The organism is Brevundimonas sp., assembly GCF_965227765.1.
GTDB lineage: Bacteria > Pseudomonadota > Alphaproteobacteria > Caulobacterales > Caulobacteraceae > Brevundimonas.
The window spans coordinates 929233-948681 of record NZ_OZ245778.1 but is presented as its reverse complement, the minus strand read 5'-3'; the positions used below and the strand labels follow the sequence as shown (position 1 = coordinate 948681).

20 protein-coding genes are annotated in these 19449 nt (G+C 68.2%); 8 read left to right on the top strand and 12 right to left on the bottom strand.

All coding sequences use genetic code 11. From position 1 onward, the window contains the following. Window positions 1–27: 27 nt before the first annotated feature. Together ACO05L_RS04575 and ACO05L_RS04570 are read right to left on the bottom strand one after the other, a co-directional pair. The gene (locus ACO05L_RS04575) at window positions 28–1080 is read right to left on the bottom strand and encodes an alpha/beta fold hydrolase (protein ID WP_421730991.1); all 1053 of its coding nucleotides are present in this window, start codon (window positions 1078–1080) and stop codon (window positions 28–30) included. After that, the gene (locus ACO05L_RS04570; RefSeq protein ID WP_421730990.1) at window positions 1064–1390 is read right to left on the bottom strand and encodes a DUF3253 domain-containing protein; all 327 of its coding nucleotides are present in this window, start codon (window positions 1388–1390) and stop codon (window positions 1064–1066) included. The genes ACO05L_RS04575 and ACO05L_RS04570 overlap by 17 nt, the downstream gene beginning before the upstream one ends. Before the next feature lie 82 nt (window positions 1391–1472). Between ACO05L_RS04570 and ACO05L_RS04565 the strand changes: the two genes are divergently transcribed. After that, a complete protein-coding gene (locus ACO05L_RS04565; protein WP_421730989.1) occupies window positions 1473–1907 on the top strand; it encodes a PaaI family thioesterase in 435 nt (144 codons plus the stop codon). 16 nt (window positions 1908–1923) lie between these two features. On the opposite strand, the gene ACO05L_RS04560 is transcribed toward ACO05L_RS04565, so the two are convergent. Further along, window positions 1924–2544: a glutathione S-transferase family protein gene (locus ACO05L_RS04560; RefSeq protein ID WP_421730988.1), complete on the bottom strand. Its 621-nt coding sequence runs from the start codon at window positions 2542–2544 to the stop codon at window positions 1924–1926. Window positions 2545–2561: 17 nt separating this feature from the next. Continuing rightward, window positions 2562–3833: a NupC/NupG family nucleoside CNT transporter gene (locus tag ACO05L_RS04555; protein WP_421730987.1), complete on the bottom strand. Its 1272-nt coding sequence runs from the start codon at window positions 3831–3833 to the stop codon at window positions 2562–2564. Between the two features lie 127 nt (window positions 3834–3960). Here ACO05L_RS04555 and ACO05L_RS04550 point away from each other — a divergent pair, with 127 nt between their 5' ends. The 4 genes from ACO05L_RS04550 (at window position 3961) to ACO05L_RS04535 (ending at window position 7820) form a co-directional block, all read left to right on the top strand. Next, entirely contained in the window at window positions 3961–4749 is a 789-nt protein-coding gene (locus ACO05L_RS04550; protein ID WP_421730986.1) for a hypothetical protein, read from the top strand. Window positions 4750–4970: 221 nt separating this feature from the next. Further along, window positions 4971–5693, top strand: a complete 723-nt coding sequence (locus tag ACO05L_RS04545) for a response regulator (RefSeq protein ID WP_421730985.1) — start codon at window positions 4971–4973, stop codon at window positions 5691–5693. Window positions 5694–5856: 163 nt separating this feature from the next. After that, window positions 5857–7203, top strand: a complete 1347-nt coding sequence (locus ACO05L_RS04540; RefSeq protein ID WP_421730984.1) for an ATP-binding protein — start codon at window positions 5857–5859, stop codon at window positions 7201–7203. A gap of 101 nt (window positions 7204–7304) precedes the next feature. After that, window positions 7305–7820 (top strand): hypothetical protein, encoded by a 516-nt coding sequence (locus tag ACO05L_RS04535; RefSeq protein ID WP_421730983.1) that lies wholly within the window; start codon window positions 7305–7307, stop codon window positions 7818–7820. 705 nt (window positions 7821–8525) lie between these two features. Here ACO05L_RS04535 and ACO05L_RS04530 read toward each other — a convergent pair. From ACO05L_RS04530 to ACO05L_RS04520, 3 genes are all read right to left on the bottom strand, one after another. Then, window positions 8526–9332, bottom strand: coding sequence for a pyrroline-5-carboxylate reductase family protein (locus ACO05L_RS04530; RefSeq protein WP_421730982.1), 807 nt, complete (start codon window positions 9330–9332; stop codon window positions 8526–8528). Window positions 9333–9455: 123 nt separating this feature from the next. Next, entirely contained in the window at window positions 9456–9959 is a 504-nt protein-coding gene (locus ACO05L_RS04525; RefSeq protein WP_421730981.1) for a YbjN domain-containing protein, read from the bottom strand. 109 nt (window positions 9960–10068) lie between these two features. After that, entirely contained in the window at window positions 10069–10344 is a 276-nt protein-coding gene (locus ACO05L_RS04520) for an accessory factor UbiK family protein (protein ID WP_421730980.1), read from the bottom strand. Between the two features lie 264 nt (window positions 10345–10608). Between ACO05L_RS04520 and lgt the strand changes: the two genes are divergently transcribed. From lgt to pgeF, 3 genes are read left to right on the top strand one after another with little or no spacing between them, the layout of a single operon-like run. Further along, window positions 10609–11517 (top strand): prolipoprotein diacylglyceryl transferase, encoded by a 909-nt coding sequence (gene lgt, locus ACO05L_RS04515; protein ID WP_421730979.1) that lies wholly within the window; start codon window positions 10609–10611, stop codon window positions 11515–11517. Continuing rightward, window positions 11514–12587 (top strand): class I SAM-dependent methyltransferase, encoded by a 1074-nt coding sequence (locus tag ACO05L_RS04510; RefSeq protein ID WP_421730978.1) that lies wholly within the window; start codon window positions 11514–11516, stop codon window positions 12585–12587. Before lgt ends, ACO05L_RS04510 begins: the two co-directional genes overlap by 4 nt. Continuing rightward, a complete protein-coding gene (gene pgeF / locus ACO05L_RS04505; protein WP_421730977.1) occupies window positions 12584–13372 on the top strand; it encodes a peptidoglycan editing factor PgeF in 789 nt (262 codons plus the stop codon). The genes ACO05L_RS04510 and pgeF overlap by 4 nt, the downstream gene beginning before the upstream one ends. An 18-nt stretch (window positions 13373–13390) precedes the next feature. Here the strand turns inward: pgeF and lpxC are convergent, their stop codons facing one another. The 5 genes from lpxC to ACO05L_RS04480 form a co-directional block, all read right to left on the bottom strand. After that, window positions 13391–14290, bottom strand: coding sequence for a UDP-3-O-acyl-N-acetylglucosamine deacetylase (lpxC, locus tag ACO05L_RS04500; RefSeq protein ID WP_421730976.1), 900 nt, complete (start codon window positions 14288–14290; stop codon window positions 13391–13393). A 207-nt stretch (window positions 14291–14497) separates the two neighbouring features. After that, a complete protein-coding gene (ftsZ, locus tag ACO05L_RS04495) occupies window positions 14498–16021 on the bottom strand; it encodes a cell division protein FtsZ (RefSeq protein ID WP_421730975.1) in 1524 nt (507 codons plus the stop codon). Between the two features lie 256 nt (window positions 16022–16277). After that, window positions 16278–17597, bottom strand: a complete 1320-nt coding sequence (gene ftsA, locus ACO05L_RS04490; protein ID WP_421730974.1) for a cell division protein FtsA — start codon at window positions 17595–17597, stop codon at window positions 16278–16280. A gap of 27 nt (window positions 17598–17624) precedes the next feature. Continuing rightward, window positions 17625–18524: a cell division protein FtsQ/DivIB gene (locus tag ACO05L_RS04485; RefSeq protein WP_421730973.1), complete on the bottom strand. Its 900-nt coding sequence runs from the start codon at window positions 18522–18524 to the stop codon at window positions 17625–17627. Continuing rightward, window positions 18512–19447: a D-alanine--D-alanine ligase gene (locus tag ACO05L_RS04480; RefSeq protein ID WP_421730972.1), complete on the bottom strand. Its 936-nt coding sequence runs from the start codon at window positions 19445–19447 to the stop codon at window positions 18512–18514. The genes ACO05L_RS04485 and ACO05L_RS04480 overlap by 13 nt, the downstream gene beginning before the upstream one ends. Window positions 19448–19449: the final 2 nt, after the last annotated feature.

The window sequence follows — 19449 nt, the reverse complement described above, 5'->3', positions numbered from 1 at the left end:
TTAACGGATGTGCGGTCCTGGGGTCGGCTAGGGATCAAGCTGCGGCAAAACCGGCACAGCGCCCGACGGCAGGGTTGCCGATTGATCCCGCAGATAAGCCTCAACGTCGCGATAGACGGTTTCAGCCTGCAGATCGCGGTTCAACAGGTGATGCCCCTCGGGATACCAGGCCGTTCGCAGGTTCGGGGGCTGGCCTGCCCGTTGCAGGGCGCGCCGCATGGCAGGCTTCTTCACCACCGTATCGTCGGCGCCATACATCAGAAGAGTCGGCGCTCGCATCAGGCCCAGCCCCCTGCTCGCCACCTCCATCAGATCGACCAGACCGGACAGGGTGTCGAACCGAGTGGCCAGGATGCTTTCGGGGTCGCGGGCGTTGCGGATCAGTTCCAGGTGGTTGTCGGAGGCGACGATGTCGCGCACAGCGAACTCGGGCGGCTCCAGCGCCAGATCGCCCAGGGCCCGGGCGGCGACCCACAGGCCGACGCTGTTGACCGGCCCCTGACTGGACCAGCCCCAGACGCCGGGCGCCAGCAGAATGACCCGGTCCGCATCCGGCGGCCGGTCCGAGCCGAAGGCGGCGGCGGCGACCGACCCGCCCATGCTCTCGCCCACCACAGCGACGACGGCGTGGGGATAACGGGCGCGCACCAGGGCGGTGACGGTGCGCAGGTCCTCGGACATGACCGGCTCTCCGGCCCAGACGCCGCGCCCCGGCGCCTGGCCAAAGCCGCGCTGGTCGAAGGCGTAGGTGACGATGCCCCGCTCGGCCCACCACGGCCCGGCCAGCCGGAAGGAGGCGTCGTGGTCGTTCATCCCGTGCAGGGCGACGATGACGGCCCAGGGCTCGGACGCTCCACCCCAGCGCAGGAAGGGCAGCCGCGCGCCGTCCTGCACCACAAAGGCGCCGGGCGAGCCGGTGCGCGCCGGCTCCTCGATGCGAGGACCGGTGAAGCCTGGCGGCGGCGTCAGGGGCGGCTGGATATAGGGCGCGGCGCAAGCGGACAGCGTCAGGGCGAACAGCGCCCCGATCAGCCCGCGTGCAACGCGGATAGGCCTGATGGGATCAGGCGAAGTCGCCATCGTCCTCATCAGCCAGCGGCGCAGGCCGGGCGGCCAGGGCGGCGGCGGTCTCGTCCGCCGTCGGCAGGCGCAGGCGGATGACGCCCTTGAAGGCGTTCGGATCGACCGGCTTGCCCTTCTTGGTGATGGTCAGCTTGCCCTGACGCATCAGGCCCAGCGCCGTTCCGCGCACCTTGGGCATCATGCGCTGCCACTGTTCGGGCTGCAGGGCCTTGGCCACTTCGGCGGGTTCGATGCTCTTGCCGTTCGTCCCCTTGGGGTCGATCGCCGACAGTTTTTCGAAGATGGCTGTTTCGATTGGGTCGCTCATTGCGCCTATATGCTGCATTGCGAGAGCAAGACAAAGGCGGACTTGGCCAGAATTGGCGCAAGACCTGACGAGGACAGAGGCGATGGTCGCGAAAATTGCGGTGACGGAGGGCGAATTCGCCGGCTGGCATACCTATGACCTGCACGGCACGTTCGATCAGGTCGTCGGACCCTTCTACTTCAGGGTCGATGCCGACGGGCGGATGCGCTGCGCCTTCCGGGCCGAGGAAAAGCACATGAACGCCGGGCACAGGATGCACGGCGGCTGCCTGATGACCTTCGCGGACATCGCCCTGTTCCAGACGGCCTACCAGCAGATGGAGGGCTCGAACGGCGTGACGGTCCAGCTCGATTCCACCCTGATCGACGGCGCCTATGTCGGCGAACTGATCGAGGCGACGGGCGAGGTGGTGCGCGCCGGCGGGTCGCTGATCTTCGTGCGCGGCCAGATCAGCACCGGCCAACGCACCTTGATGACCTATTCCGGCATCATCCGGAAATTCACGCCCCGGCCCTAGGCGCCCGACCTAGACATCAGGCCCCGGCGGCGGCGGCCGGTCTCGCCCGCGATGCCTCGTACCACCGCGCCAGGTGGGTGAACTCCTCGGGCGGCCGGTATTTGACCAGGCGGGCGAAATCTAGCCCGACCGTGGCGACCACGTCGGCGATGGTGAAGCGATCCAGGGCGATGAATTCGTGATCGGCCAGGTGGCGGTCCAGGGTCCGCATGAAGCGCTCGGCGCCGACGCGGTTGTAGTCCGCCACCTGGGGCACCTGGGTGGCCTCCAGTGCGACCAGCGCCGGATGGCTGTGGCGCACGCTGAGCATGATCGGATTGGCCAGATAGAATTCGCCGCGCCGGGTCCACATCTCGACGATGGCCTGTTCGCGAGCGTCATGGCCGAACAGGTTGGGCTCGGGATGCAGCGCCTCCAGATAGCGGCAGATGGCCACGGACTCGGAGATGATGGTGCCGTCGTCCAGCTCCAGCGCAGGGACGTGGGGCACGCCGACGCGGGCGCGGTAGTCGGGCGTCTTGTGCGCGCCGGACATGATGTCGATCTCGATCAGCTCGACGTCGGTGATGCCCTTTTCGGCCATGACCCAGCGGACGCGACGGGGGTTGGGCGCGCGATTGGAGGTGTAGAGTTTCATCTGGGCAGGTCTCCGGCTCAGCGGAATATGGAGGCGGGCATGGCGCCGACAATGGCGGCCGTCATCAATGTGGCCAGAAATCCGGCGAACAGCGCCTTCCAGACCATGCCCAGCACCTCTTCGCGCCGCTCGGGCATCAGCACCGACAGGCCGGTGACGGTGATCCCGACCGAGCCGATATTGGCGAAGCCGCACAGGGCGTAGGTCATCAGCATTCGGGTGCGTTCGCCCATTTCGCCGGCAGGGACCTCGCCCAGGCGGATGAAGGCGACGAACTCGGTCAGGGTCAGCTTGACGCCCAGCAGCCAGCCGGCGCGGCCCGCCTCCGAGCCCTCGACCCCGATCAGCCAGGCGACCGGGGTGAACAGCCAGCCCAGCACCCGCTCGACGCTCAGCGGCCCGCCGAACACCGAAAATCCGCCGACCATGACATTGACCAGGGCCGTCAGGGCCACGAACACGATCAGCACCGCCGAGATGTTCAGCACCACCATCAGGCCGTCGGACGTGCCCTTGACGATGGCGTCGACGGCGCTGTCGTATTTTAGGGCCGAGTTGTAGTCGGCGACCGCCCCGCCCTCGCCCGGCTTCTCAGGGATGATGATCCGGGCCAGCAGGATCCCGGCGGGCGCCGAGACGATGGAGGCGACCAGCACATGGCCCGCCGCATTGGTCAGCACGGGCGACAGGATGGCGGCATAGGCGACCATGGTCGATCCGGCCACGGTGGCGAGGCCGACCACCATCATCAGGAAGATCTCCGACCGGGTCAGCTTGTCCAGATAGGCGCGGATGACGATCGGGCTTTCGATCATGCCCAGGAAGATATTGGCCGCCACCGCCAGGGCCGAGGCGCCGCCCAGCCCCATGGTTTTCTGGAACAAAAAGCCAAAGCCGAGGGTGATCCACTTCAGGATCTTCCAGTGCCACAGCAGGGCCGACAGGGCCGAGATCACCAGGATCAGCGGCAACACCTGGAAGGCGAAGGTGAACAGGGCGCCCTGGTTCTGGACCGCATAGGGCTGATCGCCCCCGGCCAGATAGCCGAACACGAACTTGGTCCCCTCGTTCGTCGCGATGGCGACCCCGTCCACCGCCCCGGTGATGGCGGCCAGGACGACCTGCGAGCCGGGAATGCCGAACAGGGCCAGCACCAGCAGCGCCTGGACCGCGATTGCCCCCAGCGCCAGCCGCCACGGAAACGCCCGGCGGTTCTCCGACAGGCCCCAGCAGGCGGCGACGATGACGACGAGGCCCAGAAGGCTTTGCAGGTTCAGCAGGCTGAACATCGGGGGGCTCTCCGTGGACACCCTCTCTGTAGAGCCGCCCGCGCATCGTGCAAGCGGACGACGGTTGCGAGCCGCCGGGGCTGAGCGCATCGTCGCCGGCAAGGCGCTTGCAGGCGGGGGATGGGCGATGCGGATTTCATCAGCAGGATGTCTGGCGACGGCGCTGGCCGCCTGGTCTCTGGCCGCCTGCGCCTCGCATCCGGCGGCGCCAGACCCTTCGCCCCGGCTGATCGATGATTTCGAGACCTATGCGGTCGGTCGGCCGCCCGAAGGGGGACCGTGGAGGCTTTACGCCGTCAACGGCCGGGCCGTGATCGACGACACGCGCGCCGCCTCCGGCCGGCAATCGGTGCGGATCGACCTGGCGGGCAAGGGCGGGGTCTTCCTGTTCGCCGAGGGCGGGCCTCTGTTCCCTGCCGCGCGCGATGCGATGTCTGGCCGGATGAAGGTCTGGCTGCAGGCGGGGCCGGCCGAAGACGTGCACTGGACCCTGATCGAGGGGCGGGGCCTACGGCGCAGCGACGGTCATACCGGCCTGGTCCGCTTCGGCGGTCAGCATCCGGCGCCGGGCGGCGGGTCGCGGCTGATGTCCAACTACGAGACCCCCGACGGCTATGCCGATCCGGCGGCGCCCCTGTCGGACTGCTGGGCCCATGCGGGCGAGAGCGAGGCCATGCCCGAGGGCCGCTGGGTCGATGTCGCCTGGCGCATAGGCCCCCAGGGCCTGATGCTGAGCCTGGACGGGCGGGCGATTTCCGGCCCCGATGTGGTCGTGTTGGGCCAGGGATGCCTGCACCAGCCCGGCACCTATGTGTGGGAAATCCCGGCCATGGAGCGGGTCAGCATCGGCTGGGAAACCTATCAGCCGGGCGCGCCTCGCACCCTGTGGATCGACGACGTTCGCATCGGCGACTGATCTTCGTCGCCGACCGGTGCAGGTTTCCTTGCCCGTTTCCTTGCTCGCGCGGCCGAATTCCAGCAGGTTGCGAACGCTCGCAAACGCGCGCCGACACCGACTTTGACACGCTCGTCCGCCAATCAGGACGGGTCAGGGAATGCCAGGCCTTTGATGACCTTCCGCCCTCTTGGCCGCCTTTTCGGCCACCGCCTCCTTAGCCGCCGTCCGGAGCAGGCCGCATGAGCAGCGCCAATCGTTCCGGCCCCGTGGCGGGCGCCGGCGTCGGCCGCCATCTGCTGATCGTCGACGACGACGACCGGATCCGCGAATTGCTGAAGGAATATCTGGCGCGCGAGGGCTATCGCACGACAGGCGCGGCCCACGCCGCGGCGGCGCGCAGGCTGATGGAACTGATCGAGTTCGACCTGGTGATCCTCGACATCATGATGCCGGGCGAAAGCGGGCTGGAGCTGACCAGCTGGGTGCGCTCCAAGGCGGCCCTGTCCAAGACGCCCGTCCTGCTGCTGACCGCGCGCGGCGAGGCCTCCGACCGGATCGAGGGTCTGTCGCGCGGCGCCGACGACTATATGTCCAAGCCGTTCGACCCGCGCGAGCTGTCGCTGCGCGTCGACGCCATCCTGCGCCGCACCGGCCTGAAGCCGGTGATGCCGCGCGAGGTGAAGCTGGGGCCGGCGATGTTCGATCTGGAACGGCTGGAGCTGACCCGCGACGGCGCGCCGATGCGGCTGACCGAGGCCGAGGCGCAACTGCTCAAGACCCTGGCCCTGCACGCCCATGCGCCGGTCGAGCGCATGGACCTGTCGCCCGACACCGCCGACATCACCGGCCGGGCCGTGGACGTTCAGGTGACCCGTCTGCGTCGCAAGCTCGAGGCGGACCCCAAGAACCCGCGCTATCTGCAGACCGTCCGCGGCGTGGGATATATGCTGGCCCCCGACTGATGCCGCTCAATCCTCCCCCATCCTACATGGGGGAGGGGGACCGCCGGCACGGCGGTGGAGGGGGCGACCCCAGCCACGGTGCTCGCATCCGCCCCCTCCACCCCGTCGGCCAAGCGGCCTCCGCGGCCCCCCTCCCCCGTTCGCTTCGCTCCTGGGGAGGATCGTGAGGCTCCCCTCCTCCTTCGGCGTGGGCGCGCGCTTTGTGAAGCGGCGGTTGCCGACGTCGCTGTGGGGACGGTCGCTGCTGATCATCGTTTTGCCGATCCTGATCATGCAGGGGGCGGTGACCTGGGGCTTCTTCGACGCCCACTGGCAGAAGGTGACGGCCCGCCTGTCCGAGGGCCTGGCGGGCGACATCGCCTGGGCGGCCGAAAGTTATCGCGACGATCCAACGCCCCAGAACCTGGCCGTCATCTCGGACCGGGCCGAGCGGTCGATGCAACTGTCCATCGATCTTCTGGAAGACGAACCCCTGCCGACCAACGACCGGCGCGGCCCGGTCGGCATCGTCGATCGCACGCTGGAAAACGCCCTGGCCTCGCGGCTGGACCAGCCCTTCTGGTTCGACACCACACGCTATCCCGCCTTCGTCGACATCCAGGTGCAGGAGCCGAACGGCGTGCTGCGGATCATCGCACCGCGCGAGCGGGCGGTGGCGACCCAGGCCCACATCTTCGTCCTGTGGCTGATGCTGGCCACCGTGCTGTTGATGAGCGTGGCCATCCTGTTCATCCGCAATCAGGTTCGCGCCATCGAGCGGCTGGCCGAGGCGGCCGAGGCCTTTGGGCGCGGCGAGATCCAGCCCCGCTTCCACCCGCACGGAGCCCGCGAGGTCCGCCAGGCGGCGACCGCCTTCATGGCCATGCGCGACCGCATCCAGCGCCATATCGAACAGCGCACCGCCCTGCTCGCTTCCGTCAGCCATGACCTGCGCACCCCCCTGACCCGGCTGCGCCTCGAACTCGCCCTGGCCCCGCCGTTCAAGCGGGCCGACGCCATGAAGGGCGATCTGGACGAGATGGAGCATATGATCGACGAATATCTGGCCTTCGCGCGCGGCGAGGCCGGAGAGGCGGCCCAGACCGTCGACGTGGTCGAGATGCTGAACGCCGCCGGGGCCGATGCGCGCCGCGCCGGGGCCGAGGTCGAGGTCAGCGCGCCCAACAGTCTGATGGCTTCGCTCAGGCCCATCGCCTTTCGACGGGCGCTGAACAATCTGGCTGGCAACGCTGCCGTGCACGGCGAACACGTCCGGCTCAGCGCCCGCCCCCTGGCGTCCGGCGGGCTGGAGATCGCGGTCGAGGACGACGGTCCCGGCATCCCCGACGACATGCACGAGGAGGCGTTCGCCCCCTTTTCGCGCCTGGACGAAAGCCGCAACCAGAACTCCAAGGGCGTCGGCCTGGGCCTGGCCATCGCGCGCGACGTGGCGCGCGGTCACGGCGGCGACATCACCCTAGAACGCAGCGCCATGGGCGGTTTGCGCGCCTTGATCCGCCTGCCGGGCTGATCTTCACGAACCGGGGTTCGCGCGAAAAATCGGCGAGGGCTCTGGCGAAGCGCTGCCGTCGAGCGCATCTTGTCAGCGACAGGGGTGTCTCGGAGGATTTCATGCGTCGTTTCGCCTTCATCGCACCGCTCGCCGTCGCGCTTTCCGTGGCGGGCCTGGCCCAGGCCCAACCCGATCTTCAGCCCGCCGCACGCGCGCCCGAAGTGGTCGTCGCCCTGGGCCCCGACGTGGTCAAGGAGATCGACACCCTGGGTCAGCGCGAGGTTCTGCAACAGGTCGACCAGCTCGGCGCCGCCGTTCGTCGTGAACTAGCCCGCAGCGGCGCCCTGGAAGGCGCCGAGGTCTATCTGACCATCACCGACCTGAAGCCCAACCGCCCCACCTTCCAGCAGACCATCGACCGTCCCGGCCTGTCCGTCTTCGACAGCGTCTCCATCGGCGGAGCCACCATCGAGGGCGAAATCGTCACGGCCGACGGCGAACGGCTGCCCGTCCGCTACTCGCGCTATTCCAGCAGCATCCGCGACGTCATCGGCTATGCCGTCTGGCAGGACGCCGGCAACGCCTACCGCCGCCTGGCCTCCAACCTGTCGAACGGCCGCCTGGTCTCGCGATAAGCCGCCGCCGCCATCTCCTCTTCCCGCCGGAGGAGGAGATGTTTGGGGACGAATAGATGCGACGCGGCGCAGAAGCCTGACCGATCGGAATGTCCGCTGTCGGCCATTGCGCGTTTCGGCAATAAGACTCACCGCCAAAGGCAGTTGAAGGCGATGATCGTGAACTCGAAGATGATCATCAGGAGAGTCATCGTTGCGTTTTCAGCAGCGTTAGGGACGGCATGCGTTCTCGCGTTGATATTCGACTGGTCTAACATCCCGGATAGCGCGCTCTGGGCGGGTGTGGCCGTCTCGATCCTAGTCTCACAACGGTTAGGTGGTCGGGCCTGGTAAAGTTCGGGCTGAATCGCCGGCGCAGGACAATGCTGTTGAGCCCCTCACCGGCGTCCACAAGGTCCGCTTCGCGGTGCTGCCATTGATCGTTTTCGAGCCATTGCGGACATCGAAGATTTATGAGTTCTTGAAGTCATGAACCGTCGAGATGTCAGGACAATCGAGTTCGCACAGAAGCGGGAATGGGCGGAGCGGTTTTCCTCGGAAAAACTGAAGGAGAAGCTTGAGAATAAGAATGCTCATAGCGGCGAAGCGTCGATTATTCGTGAGGTCCTGCGAGCGCGGGGAGAAGACGGTTAGTCCGCTACTCTCTTAGCCGAGCCTGCGAAGATCTGCTTTGGGCATCGCACCCTCCAGACACTGATTGAAATATTAGTCCCGCGACAGTTCGCGGGCGCGGTTGAGGGCGGCGGCGACGGCGGCGCCGACGGCACGGTCCAGGGCCTGATCCGTATTCAACGCCTTCAGCCCCGCCTCGGTGGTGCCGCCGGGCGAGGCGACGCGGGCGATGAGGGCTTCCAGGGTTTCCGATGGGTCGGCGGCGGCGGCCGAGCGGATGGCGCCTCGCGCCAGTCTCAGGGCGCTGGCCTCGTCCAGACCGGCGTCGATGCCGCCCTGGGCCAGGGCGCGGGCGAAGGCGTGGACGTAGGCGGGGCCGGATCCGGCGACCGCCGTGGCCGCGTCCATCTGGGCTTCCTCGTTCAGATCCACGACCTCGGCCAGAGCCTGGAACAGGCCATGGGCCACGGCGCGTGCGGCGGGGTCCGCGGACCAGATGGCGGCGATGCCCTGGCCCGTCGCCACGCCGGTCGTCGGCATGACGCGCGCCACCGGACGGTCAGCAAAGGCCTGGCCGATCAGATCGGCGCGCACCCCCGCCATGACCGAGACGATCACGGCGTCCGGGGCGAAGCTGTCGGCGATGGGGGCGGACGCCGCGCGCCACATGGCCGGCTTGACCGAGAGGACCACGGCCCGCGCCTTGGCCAGGACCGCAGGCTCGGGATTGATCCTTGCGCCGCGAGCCTTTGCGGCCTCAGCGATGGGTTTGGACGACGGCGTGAGGATGATCAGATCGGCCGGATCGACCGCACCCGTGCTGAGCCAGCCTTCGGCGATGGCGGACCCCAGTCGGCCACAGCCGACCAGCACGACCGATCCCTGAAACGATTTCGCCATCTGGCCCTCCGCACACGTCTGGCGTCGTGCATACGGAGGATTGGCCGTCATAGGCAATGGCCGCCGAGGTCGGTGGCCCGACGGCGAAGATGCTTTACCCCGATGCGGGGTCGGCCCGCCGGATCAGGCGGTGCCGATGGTCTCGAACAGGCAGGCGTCGATGGCCTCCTGAGGCTTTTTCGAGCCGCGGATCATGAAGTCGAACGCGGGGTAATAGCGGTCGGCCGTCTCCACCGCCGCGTCGATCATAGAGGCGGCCTGGGCCAGGGTCGGGCGCTCGCCGTGCGGCAGGGCCAGGGAGTGGCGGAAGACGATCTCGCCGTCCTCCTGCCAGACCTCGAAATGGCCCATCCAGGTGCGCTGATTGACCAGGGACACCAGTTCATAGGCGGCGCCGCGGCGGCTCTTCTTGGCGCGCAGGTCCAGGGCGCAGCACAGCTGCAGGCAGTCGCCCTCGGGACGCCAGGCGAACCACAGCTCGTAGTCCTTCCAGTCGCCGGCCAGGGCGAAGGCCAGGTCGCCGTCGTCGGTGCGGTCGAAAGGCAGGTTTTCGGCGTTCAGGACATGTTCGACCACGTCGAGAGGGTCATAGGGAACCTCGACCTCTTCCGGTCTCACAGCGTCCATTGGTCGTCCCCAGCAAATAAAGTCTTCTTGGCCGATGTTGAGAGATCATCGGCATGTGGGCGCGACTCACGTCGGCCCATCGAACCGTAGGCGTGTTCGCGGATTCGGCTCAACCGGCTGCGTCCTGGGCGGGAGTTCCGCCTGTGGACGTTCCCTTTCGAGGCGTCTTCGGCGCTTTCAAGGAGGCGACTTCGGCCCGCAGGGCGGCGATCTCGGCCTTCAGCGCATCGAACTCGTCGCGACGCACCAGGTCCATTTCTGCGGCCATCCGGTCGGTCTGGCTGCGGAAGGCGGCCTTGGCCTCCTCGCCCGCCGCCTGGGCCAGGCCCATGGCGCCTGTGGTCAGCTTGGCGAACTCGTCGAGGATGGGGTTGCGGGTCTGCATGATGGTCTCCGGCTCGCCTGCGGGAAGTCAGGAAAGCAATTCACTTGCGCAATTCAGTCCCAGGATTCTGGCAGGTTGAGCGTCGTTAAGGAAGGTTACCCGATACGGTGAACGAAACCTTACCGTCCCCGCCTTGGCAGCCCCCTTCCCAGCCATGGGAGGCGCGAGTGTGGCGAAACATCTCGGGGCCGGCGCACGTTAGAGGCGACGACAGGCGCGGCCCTTGCTAAACGGCGGGATCGACACAGGCTGGAGACGTCATTCGTGCCATTCCCCGAGTTCGACCCGATCTTCTTCTCCATCGGGCCGCTGCCGATCCGTTGGTACGCCCTGGCCTATGTCATGGGGATCGTGCTGGGCTGGTGGTACGCTGCCCGGCTGGTGAAGCGCGAGGCGCTGTGGGCGCCCAACCGCCCCCCGATCACGCCGGTGCAACTGGACGACGTCGTCCTATGGATCACCCTAGGCATCATCCTGGGCGGCCGGTTCGGCTATGCCCTTTTCTACAAGCCGGTCATGTATCTGCAGCTGTTCACGGGCCAGAGCCTGGGCGAACGGTTCGAGCTGTTCCAGCTGTGGACCGGCGGCATGTCCTTCCACGGCGGCTTCCTGGGCGTCGTGATCGCCCTGGTGCTCTACGCGCGCAAGAACGCCATCCCCATGCTCAGCCTGGGCGACCTGATCGCGCCCGTCGTGCCCATCGGCCTGTTCTTTGGGCGGCTGGCCAACTTCATCAACGGCGAACTGTGGGGCCGCGAGACGACCGTCCCCTGGGGCGTCAACTTCTGCAATGACAGGGTGCGCGAGTTCTACGGCCAGACCTGCCAGTTCCTGGGGGCGGACGGAAACATGGTCGGCCCCGGCGATGTCGTGCGCCACGCCAGCCAGTTGTACGAGGCTGGGCTGGAAGGGCTGCTGCTGCTGACCATCCTCTCGATCGGCATCTGGAAATGCAGGCTGCTGGCCAAGCCCGGCTATATCACCGGCCTGTTCCTGGTCGGATACGGCCTGGCCCGCGCCATGCTGGAGACCGTGCGCCAGCCCGACGCCGGCCTGGATAACCTGCCGCTGGGCCTGACCATGGGCATGATGCTGTCCGTGCCGATGATCGCCGTCGGCGCCTGGCTGATCCACCGCGCCTGGAACCGGGCGCCGGCAAGTCCGCAACCGTGAGCCTGAAGGACAGGCTGGCGCGCGAGATCGCCCTGACCGGGCCGATGACGGTCGCCGACTATGTCACCCGCTGCCTGCACGACCCCAAGGACGGCTATTACGCCACCCGGCCCGCCCTGGGCGCCGGGGGCGACTTCATCACCGCCCCCCTGATCAGCCAGATGTTCGGCGAGCTGATAGGTCTGTGGGCCATCGAGACCTGGAACCGGCTAGGCGCGCCCGAACGGTTCCGCCTGGTCGAGGTCGGGCCCGGCGACGGCACATTGATGGACGACGCCCTGCGCGCCGCCCGGCTGGCGCCCGAGTTCCTGCAGGCCTGCGACCTGATCCTGATCGAGCCGTCGGGACCGCTGAGGGCGGAACAGGCCAAACGGCTGGCGGGCGCCGACCTGTCGCCCCGCTGGGTGTCCTCGCTGAACCAGATCGAGACCGATGCGCCGGTCATCCTGATCGCCAACGAGGTGCTGGACTGCCTGCCCGCGCGCCAGTTCGTCAGGACCGAGGACGGCTGGGCCGAGCGCCGCATCGGGGTCGATGACGCGGGCCAGTTGATGTTCGGCCTGACCGCCATCACCGGCGGCTTCGCCCGACCCGACTTCGACATGGAGCCGGGACAGGTGGTGGAGATTTCCGATCAACAGGCGGGGTTCGGACGCGACCTGGGTGATCTGGTGAAAGCGGCCTCGGGCGCGGCCCTGCTGATCGACTATGGCCGCGACCGGCCGGGCGCGGGCGACACGCTTCAGGGCCTCCGACGCCACGCCAAGGTCGATCCGCTGGACCGGCCGGGCGAGACCGACCTGACCCAGTGGGCCGATTTTCCCATGGTGCTGGAGGCGGCGGTGCGGACCGGCGCGGACGTGACCGGTTGTCTGGACCAGGGCGATTTCCTCAGGCTCTTGGGTATCGAGGCCCGGGCCGACCGGCTGATCGAGGGGCGGCCCGACGCCGAGGCCGTGATCCAGCGCCAGCTCGATCGTCTGGTCGGCGACGACCAGATGGGAAGCCTGTTCAAGGCCGCCGCGATCTTCTCGCCGCGCAAGCTGGTCGTGCCGGGGTGGGAGGAATGAGCGCCCCCTCCCCCTTCGACGACATCGCCCCCATCACCCATTCGCTGCTGACGGCTGCGGGCGTGAAGCATGGCTTCTTCACGCGCGGGGGCGGGGTTTCGACCGGCCTCTATCAGGGGCTGAACACCGGCCTGGGGTCCAGCGACGATCCAGCGGCCGTGGCCGAAAACCGGCGTCGCCTGGCCCTGGCCATGGGCGGGACGCCCGACGACATCGCCGCCTGCTATCAGATCCATTCCGCCATCACCCGCGTCGCCGAGGGCCCCTGGCGCGGCGAGCGGCCCGAGGGCGACGCCGTGGCCAGCGCCACGCCCGGCGTGATCTGTGGGGCCCTGACCGCCGACTGCGCGCCCATCCTGCTGGCCGATGCCAAGGCCGGCGTCGTCGCCGCCGTCCACGCGGGCTGGAAGGGCGCGCTGGGCGGGGTGATCCACAGCGCGGTGACGAGCATGCAGGCCCTCGGCGCTCGGCCCGCCGACACCGTCGCCGTCGTCGGCCCCTGCATCGCCCAGGCCAGCTATGAGGTGGATGCCGGCTTCGAGGACAGGTTCATCCACACCGACCCCGACAGCGCCCGTTTCTTCATTCCCGGCGCAGCGGCCGACAGGCGGATGTTCGACCTGCCCGGCTTTGTCCTGTGGCGGCTGGAGATGGCGGGCGTGGGCCAGGCCGCATGGACGGGCGACGACACCTGCGCCGACGAAGCGCGGTTCTTCTCCAACCGCCGGGCGTTCAAGCGCGGCGAGCCCGATTTCGGTCGAATGATGAGTGCGATCAGCCTCTAGGGGCCGTCCAGGCTGAGGTCAGCCGACCTGGGCAAGCTCGGGCACGCGGACGGTCTCGCGCCAGCTCTGCGGATTGGCCAAGAGGGCGCGGACCAGCAGGTTGTTGACGGCGTGACCGGCCTTGTAGCCTTCGTAGCGGCCCAGCAGGGGCGCACCCAGGACATAGAGGTCGCCGATGGCGTCCAGCGCCTTGTGCTTGACGAACTCGCGTTCCATCCGCAGGCCGCCGGGGTTCAGGATCTCGTCGCCGTCGATGACGACGGCGTTTTCCAGCGAACCGCCGCGCGCCAGACCGGCTTGGCGCAGGGCCTCGACCTCATGGGCGAAACCGAAGGTACGGGCGGCCATGATGTCCGAGCGGAAGGTGTCCTCATCGACCACGAAATCGACGACCTGGTTGCCGATGACGGCCGAGGCGAAGTCGATCTCGAAGCGCATCTCGTAGCGGTCGCAGGGCAGCAGGGCCGCAGACTTGTCGCCGTCGGTAATGCGGATCGGCTCGAGGATCTCGATATAGCGGACCGGCGTCGCCTGACGGCGGAAGCCCGCGCGGTCCAGCAACTGGACGAACTGCAGGGCCGAGCCGTCCAGGATCGGCAACTCGGGTCCGTCGACCTCGACCACGGCGTTGGAAATGCCCAGGGCGCAGAAGGCGGCCATCAGGTGTTCGATGGTCGACAGGCGCACGCCGGCGGCGTTCTCGATCATGGTGTTCAGGCGCGCGTCGATGACGGCGTCGCCCGAGACCGGGATACGGTTGTCGCGGTCGGTGATGTCGGTGCGCACGAAGACGATGCCGACGCCCGGCGCGGCTGGACGGATGGCCAGACGCACGCGCTGACCCGTGTGCACGCCCACGCCCGCGATGATGGCGGGGGCGATGATCGTCCGTTCGTGATGATCGTGACGAGCCGGCAAGACGCTCTCTTACTAAAGAGTCCGCCGAAGGGGAGTGGCGGACGGTCTCTGTCTAAGGCGCCCCTCGCAAGTGCGAAACGAAACTCCCGTTTCTGATTGTTTCGCATGGTTACGCTTGCGTTCATGCCGCTGCCGGGCAGGCCACACAACGAAAAACGCCCCGGCGCTGGGCCGGGGCGTTCGTCAGCGCATTACGCGTCTCGCTCTCTAGTTAGCGAGGCGGCGCAAAAAAGAGGGAATCTCCAGATCGTCCTCGGCGTCCACGGCCTGCATCGGCTGGGTCGGCGCGGCCTGCTGACGGGGGGCCGGGGCGTATTCCGGCTGGCGCGGCTTCTTGCCGAACAGGCTCCAGCCCGAACGACGGTGGTCGCGGTCGTCATAGGCAGGGGCGGCGTTCTGCTCGGCGGCGGGCTGGCCACGGTCCAGATACAGGTCGCCCTGGCTGCGGCTGCGGTCTTGAGCCGCCGGACGATGGTCGGACTCGAACTCTTCCACCCAGGGGTCGATGATCGGCTCCAAGGCGCGCTCTTCGGCGGCGTGGATCACCGGCTCGGGGGCGACGGGCGCAGGTTGGGGCGCGGAGAAGGTCGGGACGACGGGGGCGGGCTCCGGCGCACGATAGGCCTCGGAGCGGACAGGCTCACGGGCCGGCTCGGCGCGCGGGGCGTAGGCCGGTTGGGCGGAATAGGTCGGGGCCTGCTGGGGCGCCGGCTGACGACGAGCGTCAAAGCCGCCGGTTGCGGGGGGCTCGATCTTGGAGGCGCCGACCTCGTCCATGCCGGTGGCGACCACCGAGACGCGGATCTTGCCTTCCAGCGCCGGGTCGAAGGCCGCGCCGAAGATGATGTTGGCGTCGCCGTCCACTTCCGCGCTGATGGCGTTGGCGGCCTCGTCGACTTCCAGCAGGGTCATGTCCAGACCGCCGGTGATGTTGACCAGCACGGCCTTGGCGCCCTTCAGGCTGGTCTCGTCCAGCAGGGGGTTGGCGATGGCGTTCTGGGCGGCCAGCAGGGCGCGGTCGTCGCCCGAGGCCTCGCCGGTGCCCATCATCGCCTTGCCCATTTCGGACATGACCGAGCGGACGTCGGCGAAGTCGAGGTTGATCAGGCCGGGCAGGATCATCAGGTCGGTGATCGACCGGACGCCCGAGTGCAGCACCTGGTCGGCCATGCCGAAGGCGTCGGCGAAGGTGGTGCGTTCATTGGCGACGCGGAACAGATTCTGGTTCGGAATGACGATCAGGGTGTCGACATAGCGTTGCAGCTCGGCGACGCCGGAATCGGCCAGACGCATACGGTGGCGGCCTTCGAAGGTGAAGGGCTTGGTCACGACGCCGACGGTCAGGATACCGCGATCACGCGCGCATTTGGCGATGACGGGGGCTGCGCCGGTTCCGGTGCCGCCGCCCATGCCGCAGGTGATGAAGACCATGTGCGCGCCTTCGAGGTGCGCGTGGATCTCGTCGGCGGATTCCTCGGCGGCGTTCATGCCGACTTCGGGGTGGGCGCCGGCGCCCAGGCCTTGGGTGATCGTCTCACCAAGCTGGATGCGGCGGTCGGTCTTGGCGAAGCTCAGGTGCTGGGCATCGGTGTTGGCGACGACGAACTCGACCCCTTCAAGGCCGGCGTCGATCATGTTGTTGACGGCGTTGCCGCCTGCGCCACCGACGCCGAACACGACGATCCGGGGCTTCAGTTCCGTAGCACTTGGACGCACCAGCGAGAGAGACATATCGTACCGACCTTTTTCCGACCCTGCCCCCTGACGGCCAGTGTGAATTCCCCGCCGAATCACACTGGTTAATGGGCGCGTTAAGGAAACGCCCATCACCGTTAAGGGAAGGTTACCGACTAATGTGAGTCGGGCGGCTGTCCAGAGAAAGTCTTAACCTTCACTGGAGAAATCCGACTGTTTTCCCGCATAGATTCAGCGCGGGGTCGTTTCGGCCAACCTCTGATTCAAAAGGCGGTCTTTTTCGGCCCTGCGTTCACAGGTTGTCGCGCAGCCAGCCGGCGGCGCGGGCCACGACATTGCCACGGTGAACCTTCGGCGCATCGGCGGCGGTGATGGGGCGCTGCATCAGCTTGCGGGCCGAGACCGCCTCGCGCGGACCATAGGCGGCGCGCAACAGGACGCCCGCCGACGAACAGAAGGCCGGGCCCGAGGCGGCGTCGGCCAGGTGGGGCGCACGCTGCGGCTTGCCCAGGCGCACGGGGCGGTCGAACACCCGCACCGCCAGCTGGGTAATGCCGTTCAACTGGCTGGCGCCGCCGGTCAGGACCACGCCGGCGCCCGGCTCCAGCATGCCGGCGGCCTTGAGCCGGTCGCGCAGCAGTTCCAGGGTTTCCTCGACGCGCGGGGCGATGACGGTCTTCAGCATGGCGCGCGGCACGACCACCGAGCCGGCGGAGGGATCTTCGCCGCGGTGCGGAGCCTCCAGCATCTCGCGGTCCTCGTTGGCCGAGGCCATGGCCGAACCGTGCAGGGTCTTCAGGCGCTCGGCCCCGGCCTTGGAGGTCGACAGGCCGCGCGCGATGTCGGCGGTGACGTGGTCGCCGCCGACGTTCAGGCTTTCGATATGCATCAGCGAGCGACCGCTCCACACGGCGGCGCTGGTCGAGCCGCCGCCCATGTCGATGCAGATACAGCCCAGGTCCATCTCGTCTTCTTCCAGCGCAGCCAGAGACGAGACATAGGGCGCGGCGGCCACGCCCTGGAGGTCCAGGTGGGCCAGCTCCAGACAATGGCTCAGCGAGGCGAAGGCGCTTTCGGCCATGGACACGACCAGCAGGTCCAGCCCCAGCGAGCCGCCGCGCATCGAGCGCGGATCATGCACGCCCCGCGCGCCGTCCACCGACCAGGCGATGGGCAGGACGTGGATCGGGCGGCGGTTGGGCAGGCGGATTTGGGCCAAGGCCATGCCGATGGCGCGGGCCAGGTCGCCGTCGCTGACCGGATTGGCGCCGAGCGAGACGCGGGCCTGGACGCGGTGGCTGGCCATCTGGCCGATGGCGGTAGTGACGATGACGCCCGAGACGGGCGCGCCCGCCGTGCGTTCGGCGCGTTCGACGGCGTGGCCGATAGCCTGGGCGGCCTCGTCCATATTGATGATGACCCCGCCCTTCACGCCCTTGGACTGGACGTGACTGGCACCCGCGACCCGGATGGTGGAATCGACACGGCGCGCGCCGTCCGACTTCATGATGAAGCACGAGACCTTGGACTGGCCCAGGTCGAGAGCGGCGGTGACCTCGGTGCGCGCGGCCTTGCCGGCCTCGGTCGAGGGATCGTTGCGGCGAACGCTCATCGGTACTGTCCGGTTGTCTTCATCATATCAGGCGTCCGCGCCTGTGCGGGTCGGCGCGGCCTCGGCGCGGATAGCCACGTCGCCGGGCGTCCTCAGGTCGATGCGCGAGAAGCCCAGGTCCAGCAGCCGGTCGCGCTGGTCCATCGCATCCAGGCGGATCAGGGCGGATTCCTGGCCCACGGCGGGCAGCTGAATGACGCTGCCGTCCTTAAGGCTGAGGTTCCAGCGGCGCTCGTCCACCCGGATCATGGCGTCGATCCGGCCCATCAGGCGGGGACGCTCGATCAGCAGGGGCATCAGGGCGGCGGCGGCGGTGTCGGCGCCCCGGCCGACGACGAGTGGAAGCTGGGGATAACGACCCGGATCCGCGCCGGTGATGGCCCGGCCCTCGTTGTCGATGACCTGGACGACGCCGTCGGCCTGCCAGACGGCCAGGCGCTGATGCTCGACCACCTCGACCCGCAGGGTATCGGGCAGCAGGCGCACCACGCGCGCCTCCTTGACCCAGCCCACGGCCTGGACCCGGTCGCGCAGGGCGTCGAGATCAAGACTGGTGATCGGCTGGCCGGCGCGCAGGTCCAGCGCACGGCGGATGGCGGGATTGGCCTCGTCCGAGGCGCCGGTGATCTGCACCCGGCGCAGCGACAGGCCCATGCCGGTGGTGATGGAATCCATGCCCTGGCTGAAGGACGCGCCGATACGCTCGGCCCGCGCGCCCGTTGCCAGCACGGCCCCCAGGACGCCGACCCCGGCCAGAATGCAGATGACGACGGCGCGGGGCGACAGGTCCAGCTTGCCGACGGCGGCGAACTTTCGGGGCACGCCCGAGCTGTTGCGAGGCGCATTGCGCGCGCCGCGAGGTCCAGACCCTCGCTTGGGCGCCGACGCCGAACTCTGTCGCCGACCGCCGCGCACTACCGCGGGCATGAGGCGTCCTCCACAATCCACCGAACCAGGTCTTGATACGACATCCCGACGTAGGCGGCCTGCTCTGGCACCAGAGAGGTCGGCGTCATGCCGGGCTGGGTATTGATCTCCAGAAAGACCAATTCGTCCTTAACATCGTCATAACGGAAGTCGCTTCTGGACGCGCCGCGACAACCCATGGCGACATGGGCCAACTCGGACTGGCGCAGGGCCGCCTCGAACACATGGTCGGGCAGGACCGCCGGCAGGACGTGGACCGAGCCGCCCGGCGCGTATTTGGCCTCGTAGTCATAGAAGCCCTTGGTCGGGGTGATGTCGGTCACGGTCAGGGCGCGCGGGCCCGACGCCTCGCCCAGGACGGCGACGCACAGTTCCTTGCCGGGGATAAAGGGTTCGACCATCACGGTCTCGCCATAGGTCCAGCTGTCCTCGCCGGTCGCCGCGATCGGTGCATCGCCTTCCCTGACGACATAGACGCCGACGGACGAGCCCTCGGCGTTGGGCTTGATGACATAGGGGGGCGGGATGACGTGGCCGCGCGCCACCTCGAACCGGTCGAACAGGCCGCCGCCGGGGACGATGACGCCCGCCGCCTTCAGCACCGCCTTGGACTTGTCCTTGTCCATCGACAGGGCCGAGGCCAGGACGCCTGAGTGGGTATAGGGGATCGAGAGGGTTTCCAGCACGCCCTGGACGCAGCCGTCCTCGCCCCAGTCGCCATGCAGGGCGTTGAACACGACGTCGGGTTTCAGGTCGGCCAGAACCTGGGCCAGGTCGCGCCCGGCGTCCACGCGACTGACCCGCGCCACCTGTCCTTCAAGCGCATCGGCGCAGCCCTTGCCCGAGGACAGGGACACCTCCCGCTCGGACGACAGACCGCCCATCAGGACGGCGACATGCAGTTCGGAAAAGGGGCGGGACATGA